The organism is Mesorhizobium sp. M4B.F.Ca.ET.058.02.1.1 (assembly GCF_003952505.1).
In the GTDB taxonomy this organism is placed as follows: Bacteria; Pseudomonadota; Alphaproteobacteria; order Rhizobiales; family Rhizobiaceae; genus Mesorhizobium.
This window is the reverse complement of sequence record NZ_CP034450.1, coordinates 1432743-1456608: the sequence shown is the minus strand read 5'-3', so window position 1 is coordinate 1456608 and position 23866 is coordinate 1432743. Positions and strand designations below refer to the sequence as shown.

Genomic DNA, 23866 nt, shown 5'->3' with positions numbered 1-23866 from the left:
GGCCCTGGGCGGGGGGCTGCAAGGCGCTTTCATCGGTCAGCTGACGATGCGCAGGTTCGACAGTTCGTCGGCGATTTCCTTGAAGCTTTTCGACAGCGTGGCGCCGGTCGCGTTCCAGTACAATTTCGCCGCTGTCTTGCCGGTCGGGTCGGCCGGGTCTTTTCGGAACCTCGAGTCCGAGGAACAGGTCTTCAGCGCAGCCATTGCGGCCTTTTCCGCGGATTTGGTTTCCACGAGGTCAAGCGAAACCGTCATCACGATGACGTTCGAATTCTTTGCATTGGCGCAAAGCGTCTGCATCTGCTCGTCGAGCGCCGTCGTGTAGTTGGCGGCGGTGTAGGTCGTCTTGCCAACGGAAGCGCTGGTGTTCATGAACAGTCGGGTCAACGTGCCGGAGCCCGGATAGGTCAGGCCCGTGTAGCCATACGCGGCGTAAGTCGACATGTTCTTGGCGTAGGTGGCGTCGGCGATCGGGCTGTAGGTGTTGGCGCCGTCGGTCAGCACGATGACGACCTTGTCGTTGCCTCTTTCGGTGTTGGCCCGGCCGTCCGTGAAAGGCTCATTGCTCGACAATGCCCGCCAGCCCCAGGCAAGCCCTTCCGGCACGTTGGTATTGCCTGTTGGTGTCATCGCGCTGATGGCGCTTGTGATGGTGTTCTTGCCCGTGGTCGTGGTTATGTCCTGCAACGGCGTGATGGCGGCAGTCGTGCACCCGGAGTTGGGGCCGCCGTCAGCCGGCTCCGCCGCCGCGTTGTAGGGCTTTGTGACGAAATACTTGCGCATATCCGACTGGCGTTTTGCGACGGCCAGGCTGTCGGCCGAATCCACCCACCAATTGTTGGTGTAACCCCATGACGTCGTGCTGGCGTGGGTGGAGTCGGTCCAGAAATTGCCGGCCTCGTCCGGAGCGAACATCGGGACGAACAGGCTGGCGGGTGTGGACGTTGCCGGCGTCGTATCGTCCACATTGTAAGGATACGGCCTTGCTTCCACGCAGCCTTTCCAGGCTTGGTATTGGGCGGTCGTGTCGACATAAGTCTGACACGTGCCGTGGTTTTTCTTGGTGCAGGTTCGCGTCGTGGCCATCATATCCTGGTAGAGGGTGAAGCGGGTCATTGCCTTGCCCGCGTCGGCGCCCCAGCCGGTGCCCCTCTGGTAGTAGGCGTCGCCAACCTTCTCGATGTATTTGTTCGGATCGACGCCGGAGACGGTCTTGTTCATCTGCGTCCAGTCGAAATTCTCATGATGCACCGGCGAGATGCCGCCGAGATCCATCCAGGTCTTGTCCTTGTTGGCTGAGCCGACATTGACCGAGGCCGAAAACGGTACCAGGGCGAATTGCACCGGCTTGGTGACCTGCTTCATTTGGCCTGCCTGCAGGGCCAACGTGTTGACGAGTTCTGTCGCGGCGGTCTTGAGCAACTCTATTCGCTGCTGGCCGGTACCGGATCCATTCGTGCTCATCGAGCCGGAATTGTCGAGCACCAGGGCGACTTCCAGGGTGTTCTTCAGTCGGACTTCCGAGCACGCGGCCAAGCTTCGGTCGCTGGCCGTCCTGCCGATCAGCATTGCGGCAGCCGGCAGGAAAAACGGATGGTAGCGCAGGTTCGCGCAAAGCTTCAGCGTGCCGCCACCGCTATTGTTGTTGGGCAAGGTGACGCTCAGCGTGGTGTCGGCCGGGCTGACATGCGACAGATTGGCTTCGAAGAAGTTCTTCGCATAAGCCTTGGCATCGGCATCGCTTACATTGGCGACGATCTGCTGCGCCGTGGCGACGCCGGCGGCATCGAGCGCGTTCAACGTTTCCTGTTTTTGGCGAACCAGCTCCGTATAGTCGACCGCCAATGCCACGCCGCCCATCACAGGCACCATCGTGATGACGGCAATCAAGGCATAGTTGCCCCGCCTGTTGTGCACGAAGCTGCGGATCATCGCTCCGAACTTGCGGATCATAGCCTTTAGTCCCCCACTAATATACGACCAAGGTCGTAGTTGATCTGCAACCATGGTCACAGATCATTAAATTTCAGGTTGCGCGAATGCATCCAACCTCAACCTGCGTTTTCAAGGCCCGTTAACCATCGGGCTCGCGGCGAGGGTGCCGAGGGGCCTGGGAATTCAGTCACGAACGCGTGTCCTGCCCACGGTATCAGTCCTGCGGTAGCGGGTGCTGTCTGCCGAAAGCTGGTGACAGGATGAGGCGCTTCGGTTAATGCGGGACCGGCCGCGGCGGACCGTCGGCGGCGGCTTTCGCAACGATCGGCAGGGTAGACAGCATGGCGGATCTGCCAGACATCATCGGCTCGCTCGCGGATTTGTCGGGTGCCTATTCGGCCATCCTGTGCGATGTCTGGGGCGTGGTGCACAATGGCGAATGGCATTTTCCCCAGGCCGCGCTGGCACTGGCCGCGGCGCGCGCGGCGGACGTCCCGATCGTGCTGATCACCAACTCGCCGCGCCGCAGCGCCGATGTCGTTGCGCAGATGAACGCGATAGGCGTTCCCACCGACGCCTATGACCGCATCGTCACCTCCGGCGACGTCACCCGCGATCTGATCGCCGAGGGCCCGAGAAAGATCTTCCACATCGGCCCCGACCGCGATTTCACCCTCTATGACAGCCTCGGCGTCGATCTGGTCGAGGAGTTCGAGGCCTCCGGCGTGGTCTGCACCGGCCTGTTCGACGACGAGGTGGAAAAGCCTTCCGACTATGCCGACTTGCTGCAGCGGCTGCGCGCCCGCGACCTGCCGTTCATCTGCGCCAACCCCGACATCGTGGTGGAGCGCGGCGAACGCTTGATCTGGTGCGCCGGTGCGCTTGCCCGCGACTACGCCCAGCTTGGCGGGCGAACCCTGATCGCCGGCAAACCCTACGCGCCGATCTACGACGTCGCGATGAAGGAGGTTGCCGGCCTGCTCGGGCGTCCCGTCGAACGCTCGCGGGTGCTGGCCATCGGCGACGGCTTGATGACCGACATCAAGGGCGCGGCCGACAATGGATTCGACGTGCTCTATGTCTCGGGAGGCATCCATGCCCGCGACTATGGCGATCCGCTGCAGCCCGATCCCGACAGGCTCGCCGCCTTTCTCGATAAGCACGGCTACCGCCCGGTCGCGGTCATTCCAAGGCTGCAATAGGGGCGTTCCATGACGGAAACCTCACAAAGCTTCGCGCGCATCTCGGCGACATCGCCGCTGCCGACCCATTTGCGCGGCGGCGTGGTGGCGATCGGCAATTTCGACGGCGTCCATCGCGGCCACCAGGCGGTGCTGGAGCGCGCGCTGGCCGAAGCGCGGCGCCGCGGCGCGCCGGCCATGGTGCTGAGCTTCGAGCCGCATCCGCGAAAGGTCTTCCGGCCCGAGGTTCCGCTCTTCGTGCTGACGCCACCGCCGATGAAGGCCCGGCTCCTGTCGCTTCTCGGGTTCGCCGCGCTGGTCGAGCAGCCCTTCACGCGCGATTTCGCCGCGCTCTCGGCAGAAGACTTCGTGACCGGGGTTCTGGAAAGGAATCTCGGCGTCACGCACGCCGTCACCGGCTTCGATTTCCATTTCGGCAAGGACCGCCAGGGCGGCCCCGCCTTCCTGATGGCGGCGGGCGAGCGCCACGGCTTTGGCGTGACGCTGGTCGACGCCTTTCGCGACGAGGGGGCCGAGGTGATCTCGTCGAGCCGCATCCGCGCGCTTCTCGGCGAAGGCGCGGTGGCCGAGGCCGCCGGCCTGCTCGGCTACCGCTTCACCGTCGAGGCCGAGGTGATCGGCGGCCAGAAGCTCGGCCGTACGCTTGGCTTTCCGACTGCCAACATGAGGCTTTCGCCGGAAGCTTCTCTCAAGGAAGGGATTTATGCCGTCCGCTTCCGCCGCGCCGACGGCACGCTGCATGACGGCGTCGCCAGCTTCGGCCGTCGTCCGACCGTCGACGACAATGGCGCGCCGCTGCTCGAAACCTTCGTCTTCGACTTCTCCGGCGACCTCTATGGCGAGGCCTGCGAGGTGTCGATCTTCGGCTTCCTGCGGCCGGAGCTGAAGTTCGACGGGCTGGATGCGCTGGTCGCGCAGATGAAGCGCGACGAGGCCGAGGCGAGGGCGCTGCTGGCAGGCGTGCGCCCGCTTTCGGAGCTGGACGCAGCCGTGGCGTTCTGAACTATCTCTTCAGCGCCATTCCGGTGGCCCAGCGCAGTGTGGAAGCGACCTTTCCGACCGCCGGACCAATGGACGACATCCTGGCCTGGTGGGTCGGGCCTCTCGTCAGCATGCTGGGTTAGGTGTACCATTTTGGCAATGATGGGTCCGGGGCAGGATGATGATCGTCCCTCCAATGAACCGGAAACTGCTGGCGATCCTTGCAGTGGATATGGTCGGCTATTCAAAGGCGACCGAGATTGACGAAGCTGGCACAATCGAGCGCCTGAGAGCTATCCGGGCCGACGTAACCGATACGGCGATCGCTCTGCATCAGGGTCGAATTGTCAAGCTGTTGGGAGATGGCGCACTTGTCGTCTTCGACAGCGTGGTCGATGCGGTGATCTGCGCAGCCGAAATTCAAAAAGCTGTGGCCGTTCGCAATGGTGGACTGCCGGAGCAAGAGCGGATCGTGTTCCGCATCGGGATAAATCTTGGCGATGTGGCGCTGGTGGATGGCGATGTGTATGGCGACGGCGTCAATATCGCCGCTCGCATAGAGCAGCTTGCCGAGCCGGGCGGGGTGATGGTGTCAGGTACGGCCTACGACCATTTGCAGGGCAAGCTTGATTGGCCACTCGATTTCGTCGGCGAGCAGCACGTCAAGAATATCAACCGCCCCGTGCGGATGTACCGGGTGAGGCTCGATGGCAAGCGGCTGCGCCGGACCTTACGCCAGGCGATGCCGCACTGGACCAGGACGGCTGCGGCGGCGATCGTGGTGCTGGCTTTGGTGGGTGTGGGGACCTGGTGGTTCTTTCAGCCCGCGTTACTGGGGGCCAAGCCGTCGGTCGCGGTGCTGCCTTTCAATAATTATGGCGACGAGGCCAGCGGGCGTTTGGCCGATGGCTTGACTGAGGATATCATCACCGACCTCGCGCGGTTTCCCGAACTTGACGTCGTGGCCCGGAATTCGACGGAAGTTTACAAGGGCAAGCCGGTGGATGCCCGCCAGGTCGCGCGTGCGCTCCATGTCGGCTTCGTACTGGAAGGCTCCATCCAGCGGCAAGATGGGCGGGTGCGGGTCACCGCACAGTTGATCGATGCACTAACCGGCAACCACCTTTGGTCGGATCGTTGGGACCGGCCCGCTGAGGACGTGTTCGCCGTCCAGACCGAGATCGCAGAGCAAGTCTCCAACCGGCTGGGCGGTGGCGTAGGGTTGATTCAGACGGCCGGGCGGGCCGCGGCCAAACGCAAACGACCTGAAAACCTAAATGCTTACGACTATTATCTGCTCGGGACCGAGAAGATTGAAGAGATCACCGTAGCCGATGAGCAGGAGGCAATCGCGCTTCTCAACCGCGCCATTGAGCTGGACCCCGGGCTGGCTCGCGCCTGGGTAGAACTTTACCATGCGCATGGCATATTGGCTGGCTTCGGTATCAATCCCGAGAGCGAGATCAAGGCGGCTGCCGATGTGGCCGAACACGCGGTGCGGCTCGATCCAGGCGACGCTGAGGCACACGCCGTGTTTGGGATGAGTCTCAGCCACAAGGGCGACAACGCCCGCGCCAAGGCCGAACTGGATACGGCCCTTCGTCTTGCTCCCGGTTCGTCCGAAATCCTGACGTTCTATACCGGCTATGCGGCACGCTTCGGTGAACCCGAACGCGGCGCTCAGATGGTCGACCAGGTAATGCGGCTCGACCCGAACTATCCGATGTGGACGTCCAACTTCTTCGGCCCTGCCTATTTTATGGCCGGCCGGTATGAGGACGCCTTGAAGATGCTGGAGCGCATGACACCTGACAACTACGACCATTGGAGGTGGGTGGTGTTTAGCGGCTCCCTTGCGGCTCTGGGTCGGATGGATGAGGCGAATGCCGCGGTTAGGGAAACTCTCAAGCAGTACCCCGACCTGACCGTCGAGAGCATGATCAATGAAGTCGGCTTGAGCACTAGTGAGCGCAGCCGGTTTATTGAAACGATGCCGCTCGCCGGTTTTCCGGCTTGCGCCAAGCCCGAGGCGCTGGCGAAACTCGCCAAACCTGTGCGACTGCCGGAATGCGAGGCGGGCGAGGCGCAGCCTCTCGGGCAGCCATAGAACAGCTCCGCACCGGCCAGCCCATGGCGATGGCTAGGCCGGCGAGCGCGGTGACACCGGAAGTGGGCATTGGAGCTTCGTCGCTCCCTCCGCATGCTGCCTCAACGCCAGAAGCGCCTGGTCTTGACAAAGGTGTCGTGTGCTTCCGCGGCGTCCTTGAGAAGCTTGGACTTGTCCTCGCCGCTGAAGAGATCGTCCGCACCAGTTACGTCCGAAAGCTCCAGCGCTGCCAGCATATCGGGGGCGGTGGCAATATCGTTGAGGCTGCCGAGATGATCCTGCAGGCCCTTCATCGCCTCGATGAACCGTCGATGGCGTTTGGCCTCGGCCTTGCCGTTGTAGAGCGGCTCGAAGAACTCGGCCGCGTAGCGCAGTTTCTTTGCGGCGATCCGTACTTTATGGCGGGTATCGTCATCGGCGTCGATAAGATTGTTGCCGCCCTTCGCCACCTTCTTCCAAAGTTTATCAAATACATCCGAGGCGAAATCCTTCGACGACTGTTCGGACAACATTTCATCCGATTGGGTTCGCCAGTCCTTGATGGAAATCCACTCGGTGACATCGATCATCAAGGAGCGGGCGCGAATTGAAGAGAACGATGCTGCGACCGCCGCATAGGCGTCGTCGCGCACTTCCTGAAGACGGCTTGCAAGAATCCTGCTGGAAGCGTGATCGATCATCACGTCGATATTGCGTGCATCGCCAAGTTCCGCTGCGAGCCATTTCAATTCTCCTCGCATGTAGTCGAAACGGCTGTCGTCGAATAGCGACTTGCAGATCGAGCATAGGGAGCGCAGCCGTCGCAGCGACACGCGAGCCTGGTGCAGGGAGTCGGCATCGCGAGACCATCCCAGCGCCATCTCATTGAGACGGAACTGTTTGAGACAGGCCGCTGCGATGCGCGCGAAAGCCATTGCCACGCTCATCTCGGACGTGAGCGGGGTCGCAACTGATTTCACAGCACCCGGTGCAGGGCCAAGCAGACGATAGCCTCGTTCAGCTTTGCTTAGCACCCCGAGATGCGCCGGCGTGACCAGGTCAATTTTCCGAGCGAGCGCAAACAGAGCTGCCGGCGAGCCCGCCTTCTTCTCCAACTCGATCTCGCAGAGCGGTGCCTCGCGACCGGCTGCGACGACCTTGCCAAGATCCAGGGCAACCTCGATCGTGGCGTCGCCATCCGACACATTCCAAGAATGCCGTTTGACATGAACCTCGAACAATGGCGCCAGCTTTGCGCCATCCTCTGCAAGCAGGTCTCTGATCTGCGGATCGTCAAGTATCGGTGTATCGCCGTCGACCGGGCGCTCCCATTCCTCGCGCGTGAACGATCCGGCGGCGGTGCCATCGCCGGCTTTGAGGGTTTGGATCCTTTTATCACCCGATTGCCGGATGCGAAGCGATAGACCGCGCTTGGACAGGTCCCATCCGAGCGTATCGAAATAGATGGATTTCTGCTGAAGAATTGTGGGCGAGGACCCGAACGGATTCTTCTTGAGGAGCGATCCCGCACCCGACCGCGACAGCTCGAACTTCAGTTCCGTTTCCTGCATGATGTCCTCGGCGCCGCGCAACTTCACGACAATCGAAGGGACCCTCCCTGCATGGTGCGTCATAAAGCTGTCACAAACAACCGCTCGCCTTGACCATCTGTGGCCGGACCTCAAGCCGGCTGACGACGATATGCGGGCCGGTACCATACCTGTCAGTCCTCGTTCATCCGATGATGCAGGAAAAGGACACAGGAGATGGCTACCAAAGAAAAAAGGAGGAATGTGAGCCGGGCAAGAGCAGCATCTGACGGAAATTGCCGACGTCACGCCGAAACAGGCGCGTGCCTTGCTGTGGAAGCATGGTGCCGACTGGCTCAAGGACGAAGCCGGAAATTTGAAGGAAGACTGATCTGTCGGCTTCCTCAATTCCTAGCGGCACGAGCCGGCCGGTTGGTTGCCGCCGATTGCAGCCATGCGCTTTCGCCCTTATGAGACAGCCGACCCAGCCCGCACGCGCTGGCTCTTGTCTGCTTTGTAACGTGAATTTAGATTCAGCTACCAAAGTCGCTCTGCTAAAGTTTGTTAGTGGGGGCCAGGGAGTTTCCCAATGGATGCCACGGAATTGCGGACGATCAGCGATACTCTGATGCGGATTGTGACGCCGGATATGACGCCGAAACAACTGTTGAAGGCGGCAAGGAAGGAACACCCCGATGCATCCAAGAAAGACATCGCCCGCGCGGCGTTCTTTTCGATCATCGCTAACGCCGACCAGGACCACGGAAAGGTCAAAAACCTACAGGCATTCGCCATCGCAGGCCGAGTGAGCGGCGACGCTTAGTGAGGCGAGCAACCCGAATGTCCCGTTGCAACCGTTGTCGATGCTTCCCAATTCACACCCTAAGCGCGTTTCGGACATCTCGAGTTTGCGACAGTGCGGGTCGTTGAATTGGTTGGGAGTCAACCAGTCCAGCTTCCGATGTTACGACTTTAAGTCAAATTTTACCGAACCCGCGCCATGGCTTGAGCACTGCCGGTTGTTTGCGCCGGCGTGTTTCGCGTATGGGGTAACGATGCGTATTGTCCGGGCGATTCCGCTGGTAATGACCGCCGTCCTGCTGGGTGTCCCGACCGCCGGGGCGGGCGAGGGCAGCTGGATATCCGGCGACTGGTACCTGACGCTCGGCGCAACCGGCCTCATCGCGCCGAATTTCGAGGGCGGCAAGAAGTACATGCTCAGCGCCCAGCCGATCATCTCGCTCGGCAAGGTGGGTCCGGAAGCGCGCTTCACCTCGCGCAACGACAACATCTCGCTGGCGCTGATCGACGACGGCAGCGTGCGCGCCGGCCTCACCGGCAAGCTCCTGTTCTCGCGTGCCAGCAAGGACGAATTGGAAGGCCTTGATCCGGTGCGCTGGGGCGGCGAGGTCGGCGGCTTTTTCGAATTCTATCCGCTCGACTGGGTGCGGGCGCGGGCCGAGCTCAGGCATGGCATCCGCGCCCATGACGGCTTCGTCGCCGACATCGCGGCGGATGCCTTCTACGACGTCACGCCGACGGTCCGCATCTCCGGCGGGCCGCGCGTTTCCTTCGCCTCGTCGGGCTATTTCGACGCCTACTACGGCGTCAACGCCACCGAGGCGGCGGCCTCCGGCCTCAGCGAATACCATCCGGACGGCGGCCTGAAGTCGACCGGCCTCGGCGGCGCGATCACCTGGAAGGTGACCGAGCCGATGACGGCCAGCGTCTTCACCGAGTATTCGCGCCTGATGGGGCCGGCGGCCGATTCCAGCCTGGTCAAGGAGCGCGGCGACCGCAACCAGTGGACCGTCGGCGTGTCGACCACCTATCGCTTCGACTTTTCAATGTAGCCGCCTGAACTCGGCGCTTTATTCCTGCTGACTAATCCGCTAAAAGCCCGGCCATGACGAGCTTTTCGCGCCTGTTTGCGATCGCGATACGAATTACGAGCCCGGTGTTCCGGGTGGCCTGAGCGCCGCCGGAGCCGCCGGGACTTTTGCGCGTGGCTCTCGCGCTTTTCCAGATGATGATAGTTCAACGCCCGAGCTTTTCCGCCGCCGGGCAATGCACATGGCAGACCAATGACCGATACCGCTGAAACGATCGACTATTCCCGCACGCTTTACTTGCCGCAGACGGATTTCCCGATGCGCGCCGGCTTGCCCGAGAAGGAGCCGGCGCTGGTCAAGCGCTGGCAGGACATGGACCTTTACCGCACGCTGCGCGAGGAGGCCGCCGGCCGCGAGAAATTCGTGCTGCATGATGGCCCGCCCTACGCCAACGGCAACATCCATATCGGCCATGCGCTGAACAAGATCCTCAAGGACGTTATCAACCGCTCCTTCCAGATGCGCGGCTACGACGCCAACTACGTGCCGGGCTGGGACTGCCACGGCCTGCCGATCGAGTGGAAGATCGAGGAGCAGTACCGCGCCAAGGGCAAGAACAAGGACGAGGTGCCGGTCAACGAATTCCGCAAGGAATGCCGCGACTTCGCCGCGCACTGGATCAAGGTGCAGGGCGGCGAGTTCCAGCGCCTCGGCGTCGTCGGCGATTTCGACAATCCCTATACGACGATGGCTTATCACGCCGAGGCGCGCATCGCCGGCGAGTTGTTGAAATTCGCCATGTCCGGCCAGCTCTATCGTGGCTCGAAGCCGGTCATGTGGAGCGTGGTCGAGCGCACGGCGCTGGCCGAGGCCGAGGTCGAGTACCAGGACTATGAGAGCGACACGATCTGGGTGAAATTCCCGGTCGCGAGCCTCGCGCGCCCGGTCGTCGGCGCCGAGGACGCCGCCGCGGCGGCGCTGTCGGAATCGTCGCTCGATCTGCTCGAGGCCCATGTCGTCATCTGGACGACGACGCCCTGGACCTTGCCCGGCAACCGCGCCGTCAGCTATTCGCCGCGCGTCGCCTACGGTCTCTACGAGGTGACCGCGGCCGAGAACGCGTTCGGTCCACAGCCTAGCGAGAAGCTGATCTTCGCCGACGCGCTGGCCGAGGACGCCGCCGCCAAGGCCAAGGTGACGCTGGCGCGCGTTCACGACGTTTCGGCCGAACAGCTTGCCAGCCTGACGCTTTCGCACCCGTTCAGGGGGCTGGCCGACGGCTACCAGTTCCCGGTGCCGATGATCGGTGGCGAACATGTCACCGACGATGCCGGCACCGGCTTCGTGCACACCGCGCCCAGCCACGGCCGCGAGGACTTCGACGCCTGGATGGACGCCGTGGCGGAATTGCTCAAGCGCGGCGTCGACACCGCGATCCCGTTCCCGGTCGACGATGCCGGCTTCTTCACCAAGGACGCGCCGGGCTTCGGTCCGGACCGCGAAGGTGGGGCAGCGCGCGTCATCGACGACAATGGCAAGAAGGGCAACGCCAACCAGGCCGTCATCGAGGAACTGATCAAGCGCAACGCGCTGTTCGCGCGCGGCCGCCTGAAGCATTCCTATCCGCACTCCTGGCGATCCAAAAAACCCATCATCTTCCGCAACACGCCGCAATGGTTCGTCTACATGGACAAGGACCTCGGCGACGGCACGACGCTACGCAGCCGCGCGCTGAAGGCGATCGACGACACCCGCTTCGTGCCATCCGCCGGCCAGAACCGCATCCGCGCCATGATCGAGGAGCGCCCCGACTGGGTGCTATCGCGCCAGCGCGCCTGGGGCGTGCCGATCGCCGTCTTCGCCGACGTGGACGGCAACGTGCTGAAGGACGAGGCGGTTAACCAGCGCATCATGGAGGCCTTCGAGGCCGAGGGCGCCGACGCCTGGTTCGCGCCCGGCGCCAAGGAGCGCTTCCTCGGCAATCACGATGCCGCGAAATGGCATCAGGTGATGGACATCCTCGATGTCTGGTTCGATTCGGGCTCGACGCATGTCTTCACGCTGGAGGACCGTCCGGATCTCAAATGGCCGGCCGACGTCTATCTCGAAGGCTCCGACCAGCATCGCGGCTGGTTCCACTCCTCGCTGCTCGAAAGCTGCGCCACCCGGGGCAGGGCGCCATACGACACCGTCGTCACCCATGGCTTCACCATGGATGAAGAGGGGCGGAAAATGTCGAAGTCGCTCGGCAACACCGTGGTGCCGCAGGACGTCATCAAACAGTCCGGCGCCGATATCCTCCGGCTCTGGGTGGTGACGACCGACTATTGGGAAGACCAGCGCCTCGGCAAGAACGTGCTGCAGACCAATATCGACGCCTACCGCAAGCTCAGGAACACCATCCGCTGGATGCTGGGCACGCTTGCCCACGACGATGGCGAGGACGTTCCGCTGGATGAGATGCCGGAACTGGAGCGGCTGATGCTGCACCGGCTGTCCGAGCTCGACGAAGTGGTGCGCCAGGGCTACGACGCCTTCGAGTTCAAGCGCATCACGCGCGCTTTGCTCGACTTCATGGTGGTCGAGCTCTCGGCATTCTACTTCGACATCCGCAAGGACGCGCTCTATTGCGACGGGCCATCGAGCCTGCGCCGCAAGGCGGCTGTGCAGGTCGTGCGCCACCTCTTCGAATGCCTGGTGAAGTGGCTGTCGCCGATGCTGCCCTTCACGATGGAAGAGGCCTGGCTCGATCGTCACCCGGATGCCGTCTCGGTGCATCTCGACCAGTTCCCGGTCATTCCGCAAAACTGGCGGAACGAGGCGCTGGCCGAGAAATGGCGCAAGGTCCGGCAGGTGCGCCGCGTCGTCACCGGCGCGCTGGAGATCGCGCGCGCCGAGAAACTGATCGGCTCCTCGCTGGAGGCCGTGCCGGTCGTGAGCCTCGACGATGCCGCGCTGGAAGCGGCGATATCGGATGTCGATATGGCCGAGATGGCGATCACCAGCGATCTCGTCATCGCCAAAGGCAAGGCGCCGGACGGCGCGTTCACGCTGGACGACGTCAAGGGCGTGGCGGTGGTGGTCGAGAAGGCCGAGGACCGCGGGCTCGTTAAGTGCGCGCGGTCGTGGCGCTACACGGCCGATGTCGGGCAGGACGGGGCATTCCCCGATGTTTCGGCCAGGGATGCGGCCGTGCTGCATGAACTGAAAGCGCTTGGGCGGCTTTAGGTGCATGTCGCCCAAAAGTGTGCCGCGGTTTTGGGAAAACGACATGCACCCAATCAAATAAGTGCACAAATGCCACGCCGGGCAATGCAAATCCGCCGGCGCGTTGCCCTTAACGGGTGGTTGAGGTAAACACGCGAAACTCCGGACGACAAATTGTCGCCGGATTTCCGTCGCAAGTGCATCGTCGATGGGGACCGGATCTTTTGGCCGGTGGCGATCGAGAGGCTGTCTAGTGTGGGACTTTTTGGCATGACCGAGAGAATCTGTGTGCGCGCCGCACTGCTGGCGCCGCTGGTCGCATCCGGACTTGCCTTGTCGGGCTGCATGAGCTCGCCCACCTACGGCACCGACAAGACCGCCGGCGAACAGCTTGCCGGCGACCTTTCCAGCGCCTTTTCGATCGCGCCGAAGCGCAAGGATCCGATCGACTACAAGCCGCGTCCCGATCTGGTGAAGCCGGCGCCGGGTCAAAAGGAAAACTTGCCGCCGCCGCAGGAGAGCATCGAGACGGCGAGCGCCGATTGGCCCGAATCGCCGGAGCAGCGCCGCGCCCGCCTGCGCGCCGACGCCACCGCCCACCAGGACGATCCGTCCTATCAGTCGCAGATCGTCGACGACGTGCAGACCGATCCGACCGCGGTGAAGAAGGCGTTGGCGGACTCGGCTTCGAGCCATCCGCCGCGCTGGTCGCCGGAGGACTCCGACAAGGGCCGCGCCGCCGAGATCCAGCGTCGCATGGCAGAGGGCAAGCAGGGCGACCCGAACACCCGCAAATATCTCAGCGAGCCGCCGCTGGCCTATCGCGTCGCAGCCGGCACAGCGCCGCAGGGCGAACTCGGCGAGGACGAGTACAAGAAGGAACGCCGCCTCAAGAAGGAGGCGGCCGCCAAGAGCAAGAGCGGCGGCTGGTTCGACTGGTGGTAAGGTTTCAGCGCATCGCTGCACAACGACAGCGGTAGCTATCTTTCGCGCCTCCTCGGTCCCGCCATCGTCCAAAAATCGTGGCTAGACCTCGCGCCGCTCGCGGAAAAAATCCTTGAGAATGAGCGATGCCTCGCTCTCGCCCATGCCCGGATAGATGTCCGGCGCGTGGTGGCAGGTCGGCGAGGCGAAGAAGCGCACGCCGTTGACCACCGCGCCGCCCTTCTCGTCGACGGCGCCGAAATAAAGCCGGCGCAGCCTCGCGAAGGAGATGGCGCCCGCGCACATGGCGCAGGGCTCCAGCGTCACATAGAGATCGTGGCCGGTGAGCCGCTCGCTGGCGAGCTTTTCGCAGGCCTGGCGGATCGCCAGCATCTCGGCATGCGCCGTCGGGTCGGCAAGCTCGCGGGTGCGGTTGCCGGCTCTTGCCACGACGATGCCGCGGCTGGCGATGACCGCGCCCACCGGCACTTCTCCGCGCTGCGCGGCGGCTGCCGCCTCCTCAAGCGCCAATGCCATGAAATCCGGCCGCTTCACGCGGTTTCCATTCCGATTATCTCCTCGCCACCCGACAGCGATCCTGTTATCTAGCGCCTAACCTCGAAAATCGGACTCGGTTTTCGGAAACGATCATGCGCCAAATCAAAGTGCTACAGCGTCCTTTGCGCGCCCGAAAGGATGCGCCACGCTGTAGCAGCGCAAACAGGCAAAGGCCACATGGACGACAACGACAAGAAATTCCGGGCTAAAAAGGGTCCGGTCAGGGGCGGTCCGAAAGCCGCGGGATCGCGCAGCCGCGACGGCGCCGCCAGCAAAGGCGGCAAGCCGTCCTTCGGCGCCAAGAAGCCCTACGCGCCGCGTGGCGACCGGCCGATAGCCGCCGAAGGCGAGCGGCCAAAGCGCAATTTCAAAAGCGGCGACCGGCCTCGTGAGGCTGGTGCGGCGCGGGCGGAAAAGCCGTTCCGCAAGGCGCCGCGTCCCGAGGGCAAGCCCTTCGAGAAGCGCGACGGACCGCGCAAGCCCTATGCGCCGCGTGGTGATCGGCCGATGGCAGCGGACGGTGAGCGGCCGGCGCGCGACTTTAAGCGCGAATACTTGCCGCGTGAGGCGAGCGAGGGCGCTGGCCCGCGCGGCGAAAAGCCGTTCCGCAAGGGACCGCGCCCCGAGGGCAAGCCTTATGAGAAGGGACCGCGCAAGCCCTACGCCCCGCGCGGCGACCGGCCGATGGCCGCGTCAGGCGAGGGCGGCGAAAAACGTTTCGAACGGCCCAAGCGTGATTTTGGCGACCACCCGAAGCGAGATTTCGCGGACCGTCCGAAACGCGACTTCGCGGATCGTCCCAAGCGCGACTTCAGCGATCGCCCCAAGCGTGACTTTGGCGAGCGGCCGCAAGGCGCATCAGGCGGCGGCTTCAAGCCTCGCCCGCGTCCCGCCGAAGCCGCTGAGGAAGCCGGCGAGCGCATCGCCAAGCGGCTTGCCCGCGCCGGCCTGGCCTCGCGCCGCGACGCCGAGGAACTGATCGCCGCCGGCCGCGTCAAGGTCAATGGCCGGGTGCTGTCCTCGCCGGCCTTCAACGTCATGCCCGACGACATCGTCCATCTCGACGGCATGGAAATCCCCAAGATCGAGCGCACTCGGCTGTTCCTGTTCCACAAGCCGGCCGGCGTCGTCACCACCAACCGCGATCCCGAGGGCCGCAAGACCGTCTTCGACGTGCTGCCGGCCGAACTGCCGCGGCTGATGACCATCGGTCGCCTCGACATCAACACCGAAGGGCTGCTGCTGCTCACCAATGACGGCGGCCTGTCGCGCGTGCTCGAATTGCCGGCCACCGGTTGGCTCAGGCGCTACCGCGTGCGCGTCCACGGCAAGGTCGAGGAAAGCGCGCTCGCGGGCTTGCGCGAAGGCATCGCCGTCGACGGCGTCTTCTATGGCGCGATCGAAGCCAGCCTCGACCGCGAACAGGGCACCAATGCCTGGCTGACGATCGGCCTGCGCGAAGGCAAGAACCGCGAGGTCAAGAACATCCTGGGCGCGCTCGGCCTCGAGGTGACGCGGCTGATCCGCATTTCCTACGGGCCGTTCCAGCTCGAGGATCTGCCGGAGGGCCATGTGCTGGAGATCAAGGGCCGCGTGCTGCGTGAGCAGCTCGGCGAGCGCCTGATCGAGGAATCCGGCGCCAATTTCGATGCCGAGATTGCAAAACCCTTCTCCAACAGGCCGGTGCGCCGCACCGAGCCGCGCCGCGAAGGGGCCGAACCGCCGAAATTCTCTCGCGACGGCGACCGCCGGCCGATCGGCGAGGGCGGCCTGATCAAGGCGCGCAAGCGCCGCGAGGGCAGCCGCGACGAGGCGCTGGGCAAGCTTTCGACCAAGCCCGACCGGGCGTTCGGCGAGCGCGGCGCGAAGCCGGAGCGTTCCGGCTTCGGCGACAAACCTCGTGGCGGTTTTGGCGACAAGCCCCGTTTCGGCGGCAAGAAGGCCGAACGCGATCAGCGGCCGATCGAGCCGCCCGGTCAGCGCAAGGCGAATGTCTGGATGGCGCCAGGCGCGCGTCCGATCGGCAAGGGCAGGGCGGAGGCCGATGCGGCCAAGGCGGCCGACGCCAAGGCGCGCAAGGCCTCGTTCAAGCCGGCATATGGCAAGCCTGGCGGCAAGCCAGGTGGCGCCAAGCCGTACGGCAAGCCGCGAGGCGACCGGCCGGAAGGCGGCGGCAGGCCTGGTGGTGACAGGCCACGTGGTGGCCCCAAGGGTTCCCGCACCAGATGAGGATCGTCGGTGGTGAGTTTCGCGGGCGTCCGCTGGCGACGCCACGCAGCAATGCCATCCGTCCGACCACCGACCGCACCCGCGAGGCGGTGTTCAACGTGCTGGCGCACCGTTTTGCAGATAAGCTCGATGGCGCACGCGTGCTCGACCTCTTCGCCGGTACGGGCGCGCTCGGCCTCGAGGCGCTGTCGCGCGGCGCTTCCTATGGCGTCTTCATCGAGGAATCGGCCGAGGGACGCGGCCTGATCCGCAGCAATGTCGAGACGTTCGGGCTGACCGGCCGCACCAAGATTTTTCGGCGCGACGCCACCGCTCTGGGCGAGGCCGGCACGCTTGCCGCCTTCGGCCTCGTCTTCGCCGATCCACCTTACGGCAAGGGCCTGGGCGAGCGCGCCCTGCGCTCCGCGAGACAAGGCGGTTGGTTGCTGCCCGGCGCGCTCTGCGTGGTCGAGGAAGTGGCTTCCGCCCCGTTCGATGCCGGCGAGGGGTTCGCCGTGGTCGACGAGCGCGGCTACGGCGAAACGGTGATCCGGTTCATCAAGGCGGGGTGAGCGCCTCGAAAATGACGAACAATTCACTTTGCCTCGGCTGGCAACCTTGCCTATCGTCCCGCAATGAGAACCGGAGCCATCAATGACACCCCATACTGAATGGCTGCGGAGAGTCTTGCTCACCACTTCGCTGTTCCTGACCGACCCCGCACTCGCCGCCGATGACGGCAAGGTCACGGATTTCCTGCTCGACAACGGCATGGAGGTGGTGGTCATCCCCGACCATCGCGCGCCGATCGTCACCCATATGGTGTGGTACAAGATCGGCAGCGCCGACGAGCCGGCCGGCAAGTCCGGCATCGCGCATTTCTTCGAACACCTGATGTTCAAGGCGACGACCAACCACGCCGCCGGCGAGTTCGATCGCGCCGTCTCGGAGATCGGCGGCTCCAACAACGCCTTCACTTCCTACGACTACACAGCCTTCCACGAGACGGTGGCCCCGTCGGCGCTGGGCGAGATGATGGCCTTCGAGGCCGACCGCATGCGCAATCTCATCCTTACCGACGACGTCATCAAGACCGAACGCGACGTGATCCTTGAGGAACGCCGTTCGCGCATCGACAACAACCCGCAGGCGGTGCTGGACGAGGAAGTCGACACCACGCTCTGGCAGAACCAGCCCTACCGCATCCCGGTCATCGGCTGGATGCAGGAGATGGAACAACTGAACCGCACCGACGCGATCGCCTTCTATGACAAGTATTACCGGCCGAACAACGCCGTGCTGGTGGTGGCCGGCGATGTCGAGCCCGACACGGTGAAGGCGCTGGCCGGGAAGACCTACGGCAAGGTCGCGCGCGGCCCGGACCTGCCGCCGCGCATTCGCCCGGTCGAGCCAGAGCAGAACACCAAACGGACGGTGACGCTGACGGACGCGCGCGTTTCCGTGCCGAGCTTCTCGACGCAGTGGGTGGTGCCGTCCTATCACACGGCCCAGCCAGGCGAGGCCGAGGCGCTCGACCTGCTGGCCGAGATCCTTGGCGGTGGCAACCGCAGCCGGCTCTACCAGCAGCTCGTGGTCAAGCAGGGCATTGCCGCGGAAGCCGGCGCCTTCTTCCAGGGCACCATGCTCGACGCCACCAACTTCACCGTTTACGCCGCGCCGCGCGGCGATGCCAGGCTCGCCGATGTCGAAGCGGCGGTCAACGCCGAGGTCGCCCGCATCGCCAGGGACGGCGTCACCGATGACGAGCTGGAAAAGGCCAAGCAGCGCTATGTCCGCTCGATGATCTTCGCCCGCGACAAGCAGGACGACATGGCCAACATGTACGGCGCGACGCTGGCCACGGGCGGCAATGTGCGCGACGTCCTGGAATGGCCGGACCGCATCCGCAAGGTCACCGCCGAGGAGGTCAAGACGGTCGCCGCTCGCTATCTTGTGCTCGATCATTCGACGACCGGCTATCTTCTGCCGCAGCAACAGGCGGGGAATTGATGATGACGCACCAGCACAGCCGCACGATGCCTTTTCCCCACCAGGCTCACCATTTTCCTTCAAGGAGAGACGGGAAATTGGCACGCGCCTTCGCCACCCTTTGCTTTACCTTGTTCTTCCTCGTCCTGCCGGCGCTTGCCGCCCGTGCCGCGATGAACATCCAGGAGGTGAAGTCTGAAAAGGGCATCACCGCCTGGCTGGTCGAGGATCATACGGTGCCGATCGTCGCCATCCGCTTCGTCTTCGACGGCGGCACGGCGCAGGACCCGGCTGGCAAGGAAGGGCTTGCCAACCTGATGACCGGCCTGTTCGACGAGGGCGCCGGCGACCTCGACAGCGACGCCTTCCAGGTGAAACTTGACGATGCCGGCGCCGAGATGAGCTTCGACGCGCAGCGCGATGGCACCTATGGCTCGATGCGCATGCTGTCGGAAGGGAAGGACGCCGCCTTCGACCTATTGACGCTTGCCGTCAACAGACCGCGCTTCGACCAGGCGCCGCTCGACCGCGTGCGCGCCCAGGTGCTGTCGGGCATCATCGCCAACGAGCGCGACCCGAACGCGATCGCCCAGCGCAAATGGCTAAGCGCGATCTATGGCGAGCATCCCTATTCGAGGCCCGATGAAGGCACCAGGCAGAGCATCGCCGCGATCACGCCGCAGGACCTCGGCGCTTTCCACAAGGCAAGTTTCGCCCGCGACGGCCTGCATGTCGCCGTGGTCGGCGACATCGACGCGGCAACCCTGAGGCGGAAGCTCGACCAGCTGTTTGGCGACCTGCCGCAGAAGCAGGCGCTCGCCCCGATCGCCGACACCCAGCCGAAGCTCGGCCAGCAGCTGGAAGTCGACTACGACCTGCCGCAGACCTCGCTGCAGTTCGCCTATCCCGGCGTGAAGCGCAGCGCACCGGATTTCTTCGCCGCCGTGCTGGTGAACGATATCCTCGGCGGCGGCACCTTCACCTCGCGCCTCTATGAAGAGGTGCGCGAAAAGCGCGGCCTTGCCTATGGCGTCGATTCCAACCTGGTCGACCACGAGCATTCCAACGCGTTGGTCATCACCACCGCGACTCGCTCGGACCGTGCCGCCGAGACGCTCGCATTGGTGCGCCAGGTGGTGAAGGGGATGGCGGAGCAGGGTCCGACCGAAGTCGAACTCGAGGCGGCCAAGAAATACATGATCGGCGCCTATGCCATCAACAATCTGGACTCTTCGGCTTCTATCGCCGCGACGCTGCTGGAACTGCAGCTCGACAATCTCGGCATCGACTATCTGCAGCGTCGCGCGGCCCTCATCAACGCGGTGACGATCGCCGACGTCAAGGCGGCGGCGAAGAAGCTTTTGTCGTCCGATCCCGCCATCATGGTCGTCGGTCCACCGCTAGGAAGCAAGGGATGAGGCCCGGGGCGGGAAGATGGTGAGCAATGGCTAGCGGCGGTCCCACCTTCGGCGTTGCCTTCGGTGGCGGCGGCGCGCGCGGTCTCGCGCACATCCACGCAATAGAGGCACTGGACGAGCTCGGCATCAGGCCGGCGGCGATCGCCGGCTCCTCGATTGGCGCCATCATGGGCGCCGGCATGGCCTCCGGCATGACCGGTGCGGAGATCCACGCCTATGCCCGTTCTATCCTCGGCAGCCGCGCCGAGGTGGCCTCGCGCATGTGGCGGGCAAGACCGGGAACCATCGCCGAGGCTATGCAGAACGGCATCCGCGTCAGCCAATTCAATGTCGAGCGCATCCTGAAATCCTTCCTGCCCGACGCCATCCCGGAAACCTTCGCACAGCTGAAGATCCCGCTGAAAGTGACGGCGACCGACTATTTCGGCCACAAGCTCGCCGTCTTCGAGGACGGCGACCTGCATTCGGCATTGGCCGCTTCCGCCGCCATTCCGGCGGTGTTCCGTCCGGTGACGCGCGACGGCCGCGTGCTGATCGACGGTGGCATCTACAACCCCGTGCCCTTTGACCTCATCGAAAAGGACGCCGACATTATCATCGCCATCGACGTCGTCGGCGCGCCGAGCGAGGCCGAGCGCCGGCACCCGACCACCGTCGATCTGATGTACGGCGCCACGCAGTTGATGATGCAGTCGATCATCGCCAACAAGCTGCGGCAGTGCCCGCCCGACATACTGATCCGCCCGAACGTGTCGAAGTACCGCGTGCTCGATTTCCTCAAGATCGACACGCTGATGGCCGAGACGGTCGAGATCAAGGACCAGCTGAAGCGCGAGGTCGAGCGGGTGCTGGAGGGCAGGGCTGCCGTGAAGGGCAAGCGGGGCAAGAAGGCCGGGTGAGGGAAAGCTGCCGATCTCCCAAGCGGGTGAGGTGGCCATCATCGCCGTCCCCTGCGAAGCTGCATCAAGACTTCGCGGTTGCATATTCCAGCGCCACCACGCCGTTGCTGAACGGCGTTGCCGAAATCAGCTCGAGCGGCACTCGCCCGCCGGGCGCAAACAGCGGCTTGCCGTGGCCGACGACGCCGGGATAGCTGAGCAGGCGGATGCGGTCGACCAGGCCATGCCCCAGCAACTGCTTGGCGACGCCATTTGCCTTTGGTACGCCGACTTTGGTGATCTTCGGCGCCGACGGCCGCTATGTTCCGGCCAGTGCCTTCGACGGCACGTTCCGCGAGGTCGACAACGTCTCTTCCGTGGTGGCGCTGCCTGGCGCCGGCCATTTCATCCACCACCAGGCGGCTGCCTTCGTCACGCAGCAGATCGAGGCCTGGGTGGCGCAGCCACCATCGACCTTCCGCCACCTAGCCTGCGGCCGGAGGTCGTCGACATATGCCGTTCGCTGGGCGATGATCGCGTCGGCCTGACGCTTCGCACTGGTCGCCGATTCGGCGTTTCGGCCTGTCCCATTGTCGCTCAGACCGGTCCACGGCTCTTTAGACCTCGGATAGGTTTTGCCGGTATCTATCGGAGAAAAGGAGCCGGAAAGTCATGACCGATATCTGGCGCTCACTCCTCGCCAATCTTGCGCTGGTCTCCATCCTGGTGGTCGCCTGGGACCTTGTGGCGGATTTCACCGGGCGACTTTCGCGGCGGAGGCGGTCGCTGATTCTCGGCGTGGTCATGTGCGCCGGCGCGATCATTTCCATGGCGACGGCGCTCTCTGTCGCCGGCTTCATCGTCGATCTGCGCGCAGCCTTCATCGCCGCCGCCGCGTTCTTTGGCGGATGGCCTGCAATGATCATCGCCACCGCCGGTTCGATTGCCTATCGCATTCATCTCGGCGGGCAGGGCGCGAGCATCGGAATCGTGGGCATCCTCATCACGGCTGTCGTTGGCATTGCATGGCATCACATCGTCGCCGCCCGAACGCGCACCATCTTCGACATTTTCGGCCTCGGCGTGTCGGTCGCTCTCGCCGGGCTGATCACGCTTCTGGTCATCCCACCCCAGGTCGTCGCCGGCATGGTGCAGCTGAGCACGTTCCCGTCCCTCGTTTTCCGCTTCCTCAGCACCATCATCATCAGCGTGCTGCTCGACCGCCAGGAGCGACGGCGCGAACTCGCAATGTCCAACATGATCTACCGGGCCATGGTTCGCGAGCTGCCGGATTGCCTCAACATAAAGGATGTCGACGGCCGCTTCATCGCGGCCAATCCGGCGACCGCCGAAATGGTGAGAGCCACTTCGGTCGAGAACCTTATCGGCAAGACGGATTTCGATTTCTATCCGAAGGATGTGGCTGAGCGCTTCCGGCAGGACGAGATGGGCGCGCTGGAGGCCGGGCAGACGCTGCGCATCGACCAGCCGGCGGTTTTCCCGGACGGCAGGCAGGGCTGGCTCTACACGCTGAAGGCGCCGTTCCGCGACGAGGCCGGCAAGATCACCGGCGTCATCACCTACAATCGCGACATCACGGAGCAGAAACGAAATGCCCAGCTCAAGAACGATTTCATCTCGACGGTCAGCCATGAATTGCGCACCCCGCTGACATCAATCCGCGGTTCGCTTGGCCTGATCGCGGCCGGAGTGGCGGGCGAACTGCCGCCAAAGGCCGCCAACCTCATCAACATCGCCCACAACAACAGCGAGAGGCTGGTTCTTCTCATCAACGACATCCTCGACATGGAGAAGATCGAATCGGGCGTGATCGCCTTCAAGATCAGGCAGATGCCTGTTCGCCCCCTGCTGGAGCAGGCCATTGCCGCCAGTTCCAACTATAGGGCCGATGGCCGAATCCGCATCGTCCTGGTCGACGATGCCCCGCGCGCCGAGGCCAACATCGATGAGGATCGCCTGCATCAGGTGATGGCCAATCTCCTGTCGAATGCAATCAAGTTCTCCGACGCCGACGGCACCGTGACGGTGAAACTGGAGCGCCGCGATCGTGACATGCTGCGCATCTCGGTGATCGATCAGGGCGCTGGCATTCCCGAGGCATTCCGCAGCCGCATATTCGGCAAGTTCGAGCAGGCGGACGCGTCGAGCACCCGCAAGCAGGGCGGCACCGGTCTCGGCTTGAGCATCGTCAAGACCATCGTGGAAAAGCTGGGCGGCGCCGTTTCCTTCGAAACCGAGGAAGGCAAGGGAACCTCGTTCCACGTCGACCTTGCCGAAGCGCAAAGGCAGGCCGAGAAGCCGGTTGCGACGGAGCGTCGATCGCGGCCGCGCGATGGCCGCCTGCGTGTTCTCATTTGCGAGGACGAGACCGATGTCGCGGCGGTGATCGCGGCACTCCTCGATGCGGAAGGCTTTTCCAGCGACGTCGCCCCCGACATCGACACCGCCATGGCGCTCCTGCGCACCCGCGACTATGTGGCGCTGACGCTCGATATCAAGCTTGCCGGGGAATCCGGTATCAAGCTCTTTCACGACATCAGGGCGTCACCGGTGAATTCCGACATTTCGGTCATCGTCATCTCCGCCGTCGCCGATGAGGCCAAGCGTTCGCTGAACGGCACCGCCGTCGGCATCGTCGACTGGCTGGAAAAGCCGGTGGATTCGACGCGGCTTCATGCCGCTCTCGCCAAGATCGTCGCCGGCAAGGTCGAGCGGAGGCCGAGGATCCTCCACGTCGAGGACGACGAAGGTGTGCTTGCCGTAATGTCGGCGGGGCTGGGTCCGGACGTCTTGATCGCTTCGGCGAAAACGCTGCAGGAGGCGCGGCGGGCGGTCGCGAAGCATCGCTACGACCTGGTCATCCTCGACATCGCGCTTCCTGACGGATCGGGGCTGGATCTGCTCATCGATCTGCCGCAGGAGACCGGAGTTATCGTGTTCTCGGCGGCGGAGATGGACGAGAAACTCGGCGACCGGGTGCAGGCGATGATGACCAAGACCAGGGCGTCGGAGATCGATGTGGCCAAGCTGGTCCGACGCATGTTGGTTGCGTCCCGCAACGCAGCGGGACCCACCGTGCAAGCAAGGGAGTGAGGTTG

The 23866-nt window shown here is 63.9% G+C and carries 18 protein-coding genes; 14 read left to right on the top strand and 4 right to left on the bottom strand.

Annotated elements, in window-relative coordinates; genetic code table 11:
- Positions 1-36 precede the first annotated feature (36 nt).
- Positions 37-1953 (bottom strand): TadE/TadG family type IV pilus assembly protein, encoded by a 1917-nt coding sequence (locus EJ073_RS07270; protein WP_245455486.1) that lies wholly within the window; start codon positions 1951-1953, stop codon positions 37-39.
- Positions 1954-2276: 323 nt separating this feature from the next.
- Between EJ073_RS07270 and EJ073_RS07265 the strand changes: the two genes are divergently transcribed.
- The 3 genes from EJ073_RS07265 to EJ073_RS07255 all read left to right on the top strand — a co-directional run bounded on the left by EJ073_RS07265 (position 2277) and on the right by EJ073_RS07255 (position 6225).
- A complete protein-coding gene (locus tag EJ073_RS07265; protein ID WP_126055124.1) occupies positions 2277-3137 on the top strand; it encodes a TIGR01459 family HAD-type hydrolase in 861 nt (286 codons plus the stop codon).
- A gap of 9 nt (positions 3138-3146) precedes the next feature.
- Positions 3147-4139 (top strand): bifunctional riboflavin kinase/FAD synthetase, encoded by a 993-nt coding sequence (locus tag EJ073_RS07260; protein ID WP_126055123.1) that lies wholly within the window; start codon positions 3147-3149, stop codon positions 4137-4139.
- 160 nt (positions 4140-4299) lie between these two features.
- Complete coding sequence (locus EJ073_RS07255; protein WP_126059103.1) at positions 4300-6225, top strand: adenylate/guanylate cyclase domain-containing protein; 1926 nt, start codon at positions 4300-4302, stop codon at positions 6223-6225.
- 101 nt (positions 6226-6326) lie between these two features.
- Here EJ073_RS07255 and EJ073_RS07250 read toward each other — a convergent pair whose 3' ends face one another.
- Positions 6327-7838: an inorganic triphosphatase gene (locus EJ073_RS07250; protein WP_348627241.1), complete on the bottom strand. Its 1512-nt coding sequence runs from the start codon at positions 7836-7838 to the stop codon at positions 6327-6329.
- Between the two features lie 484 nt (positions 7839-8322).
- On the opposite strand from EJ073_RS07250, the gene EJ073_RS07245 reads away from it, so the two are divergent.
- From EJ073_RS07245 to EJ073_RS07230, 4 genes are all read left to right on the top strand, one after another.
- Complete coding sequence (locus EJ073_RS07245; protein ID WP_126055122.1) at positions 8323-8556, top strand: hypothetical protein; 234 nt, start codon at positions 8323-8325, stop codon at positions 8554-8556.
- 262 nt (positions 8557-8818) lie between these two features.
- Positions 8819-9586 (top strand): MipA/OmpV family protein, encoded by a 768-nt coding sequence (locus tag EJ073_RS07240; protein WP_245455485.1) that lies wholly within the window; start codon positions 8819-8821, stop codon positions 9584-9586.
- A gap of 231 nt (positions 9587-9817) precedes the next feature.
- Positions 9818-12793, top strand: coding sequence for an isoleucine--tRNA ligase (gene ileS, locus EJ073_RS07235; protein WP_126055120.1), 2976 nt, complete (start codon positions 9818-9820; stop codon positions 12791-12793).
- Between the two features lie 249 nt (positions 12794-13042).
- Positions 13043-13717, top strand: a complete 675-nt coding sequence (locus tag EJ073_RS07230) for a hypothetical protein (protein WP_126055119.1) — start codon at positions 13043-13045, stop codon at positions 13715-13717.
- Between the two features lie 81 nt (positions 13718-13798).
- On the opposite strand, the gene EJ073_RS07225 is transcribed toward EJ073_RS07230, so the two are convergent.
- A complete protein-coding gene (locus tag EJ073_RS07225; RefSeq protein WP_126055118.1) occupies positions 13799-14251 on the bottom strand; it encodes a nucleoside deaminase in 453 nt (150 codons plus the stop codon).
- 180 nt (positions 14252-14431) lie between these two features.
- On the opposite strand from EJ073_RS07225, the gene EJ073_RS07220 reads away from it, so the two are divergent.
- From EJ073_RS07220 to EJ073_RS07200, 5 genes are all read left to right on the top strand, one after another.
- Positions 14432-16483 (top strand): pseudouridine synthase, encoded by a 2052-nt coding sequence (locus tag EJ073_RS07220; RefSeq protein WP_126055117.1) that lies wholly within the window; start codon positions 14432-14434, stop codon positions 16481-16483.
- The gene (rsmD, locus tag EJ073_RS07215) at positions 16480-17034 is read left to right on the top strand and encodes a 16S rRNA (guanine(966)-N(2))-methyltransferase RsmD (protein WP_126055116.1); all 555 of its coding nucleotides are present in this window, start codon (positions 16480-16482) and stop codon (positions 17032-17034) included. Before EJ073_RS07220 ends, rsmD begins: the two co-directional genes overlap by 4 nt.
- Before the next feature lie 82 nt (positions 17035-17116).
- Entirely contained in the window at positions 17117-18472 is a 1356-nt protein-coding gene (locus EJ073_RS07210) for a pitrilysin family protein (protein WP_126055115.1), read from the top strand.
- Between the two features lie 26 nt (positions 18473-18498).
- A complete protein-coding gene (locus EJ073_RS07205) occupies positions 18499-19869 on the top strand; it encodes a pitrilysin family protein (protein WP_245455698.1) in 1371 nt (456 codons plus the stop codon).
- A 26-nt stretch (positions 19870-19895) separates the two neighbouring features.
- The gene (locus EJ073_RS07200) at positions 19896-20768 is read left to right on the top strand and encodes a patatin-like phospholipase family protein (protein ID WP_126055114.1); all 873 of its coding nucleotides are present in this window, start codon (positions 19896-19898) and stop codon (positions 20766-20768) included.
- A gap of 64 nt (positions 20769-20832) precedes the next feature.
- Here the strand turns inward: EJ073_RS07200 and EJ073_RS07195 are convergent, their stop codons facing one another.
- Positions 20833-21003 carry a dihydrofolate reductase family protein gene (locus EJ073_RS07195; RefSeq protein WP_245455484.1) on the bottom strand — a complete coding sequence of 57 codons (171 nt, stop codon included), beginning with the start codon at positions 21001-21003 and terminating at the stop codon, positions 20833-20835.
- Positions 21004-21007: 4 nt separating this feature from the next.
- Between EJ073_RS07195 and EJ073_RS07190 the strand changes: the two genes are divergently transcribed.
- Positions 21008-21295, top strand: coding sequence for an alpha/beta hydrolase (locus tag EJ073_RS07190; protein WP_126055113.1), 288 nt, complete (start codon positions 21008-21010; stop codon positions 21293-21295).
- 124 nt (positions 21296-21419) lie between these two features.
- Positions 21420-23861: an ATP-binding protein gene (locus EJ073_RS07185; protein ID WP_126055112.1), complete on the top strand. Its 2442-nt coding sequence runs from the start codon at positions 21420-21422 to the stop codon at positions 23859-23861.
- Positions 23862-23866: the final 5 nt, after the last annotated feature.

What these genes read in the sequence shown, in the direction of transcription:
- EJ073_RS07220 (WP_126055117.1), top strand. Translation starts at nt 14,432, where the DNA reads ATGGACGACAACGACAAGAAATTCCGGGCTAAAAAGGGTCCGGTCAGG.
- EJ073_RS07185 (WP_126055112.1), top strand. Translation starts at nt 21,420, where the DNA reads ATGACCGATATCTGGCGCTCACTCCTCGCCAATCTTGCGCTGGTCTCC.
- EJ073_RS07255 (WP_126059103.1), top strand. Translation starts at nt 4,300, where the DNA reads ATGATCGTCCCTCCAATGAACCGGAAACTGCTGGCGATCCTTGCAGTG.
- EJ073_RS07240 (WP_245455485.1), top strand. Translation starts at nt 8,819, where the DNA reads ATGACCGCCGTCCTGCTGGGTGTCCCGACCGCCGGGGCGGGCGAGGGC.
- EJ073_RS07265 (WP_126055124.1), top strand. Translation starts at nt 2,277, where the DNA reads ATGGCGGATCTGCCAGACATCATCGGCTCGCTCGCGGATTTGTCGGGT.
- ileS (WP_126055120.1), top strand. Translation starts at nt 9,818, where the DNA reads ATGACCGATACCGCTGAAACGATCGACTATTCCCGCACGCTTTACTTG.
- EJ073_RS07230 (WP_126055119.1), top strand. Translation starts at nt 13,043, where the DNA reads ATGACCGAGAGAATCTGTGTGCGCGCCGCACTGCTGGCGCCGCTGGTC.
- EJ073_RS07245 (WP_126055122.1), top strand. Translation starts at nt 8,323, where the DNA reads ATGGATGCCACGGAATTGCGGACGATCAGCGATACTCTGATGCGGATT.
- EJ073_RS07205 (WP_245455698.1), top strand. Translation starts at nt 18,499, where the DNA reads ATGCCTTTTCCCCACCAGGCTCACCATTTTCCTTCAAGGAGAGACGGG.
- rsmD (WP_126055116.1), top strand. Translation starts at nt 16,480, where the DNA reads ATGAGGATCGTCGGTGGTGAGTTTCGCGGGCGTCCGCTGGCGACGCCA.
- EJ073_RS07200 (WP_126055114.1), top strand. Translation starts at nt 19,896, where the DNA reads ATGGCTAGCGGCGGTCCCACCTTCGGCGTTGCCTTCGGTGGCGGCGGC.
- EJ073_RS07250 (WP_348627241.1), bottom strand. Translation starts at nt 7,838, where the DNA reads ATGACGCACCATGCAGGGAGGGTCCCTTCGATTGTCGTGAAGTTGCGC.
- EJ073_RS07270 (WP_245455486.1), bottom strand. Translation starts at nt 1,953, where the DNA reads ATGATCCGCAAGTTCGGAGCGATGATCCGCAGCTTCGTGCACAACAGG.
- EJ073_RS07260 (WP_126055123.1), top strand. Translation starts at nt 3,147, where the DNA reads ATGACGGAAACCTCACAAAGCTTCGCGCGCATCTCGGCGACATCGCCG.
- EJ073_RS07210 (WP_126055115.1), top strand. Translation starts at nt 17,117, where the DNA reads ATGACACCCCATACTGAATGGCTGCGGAGAGTCTTGCTCACCACTTCG.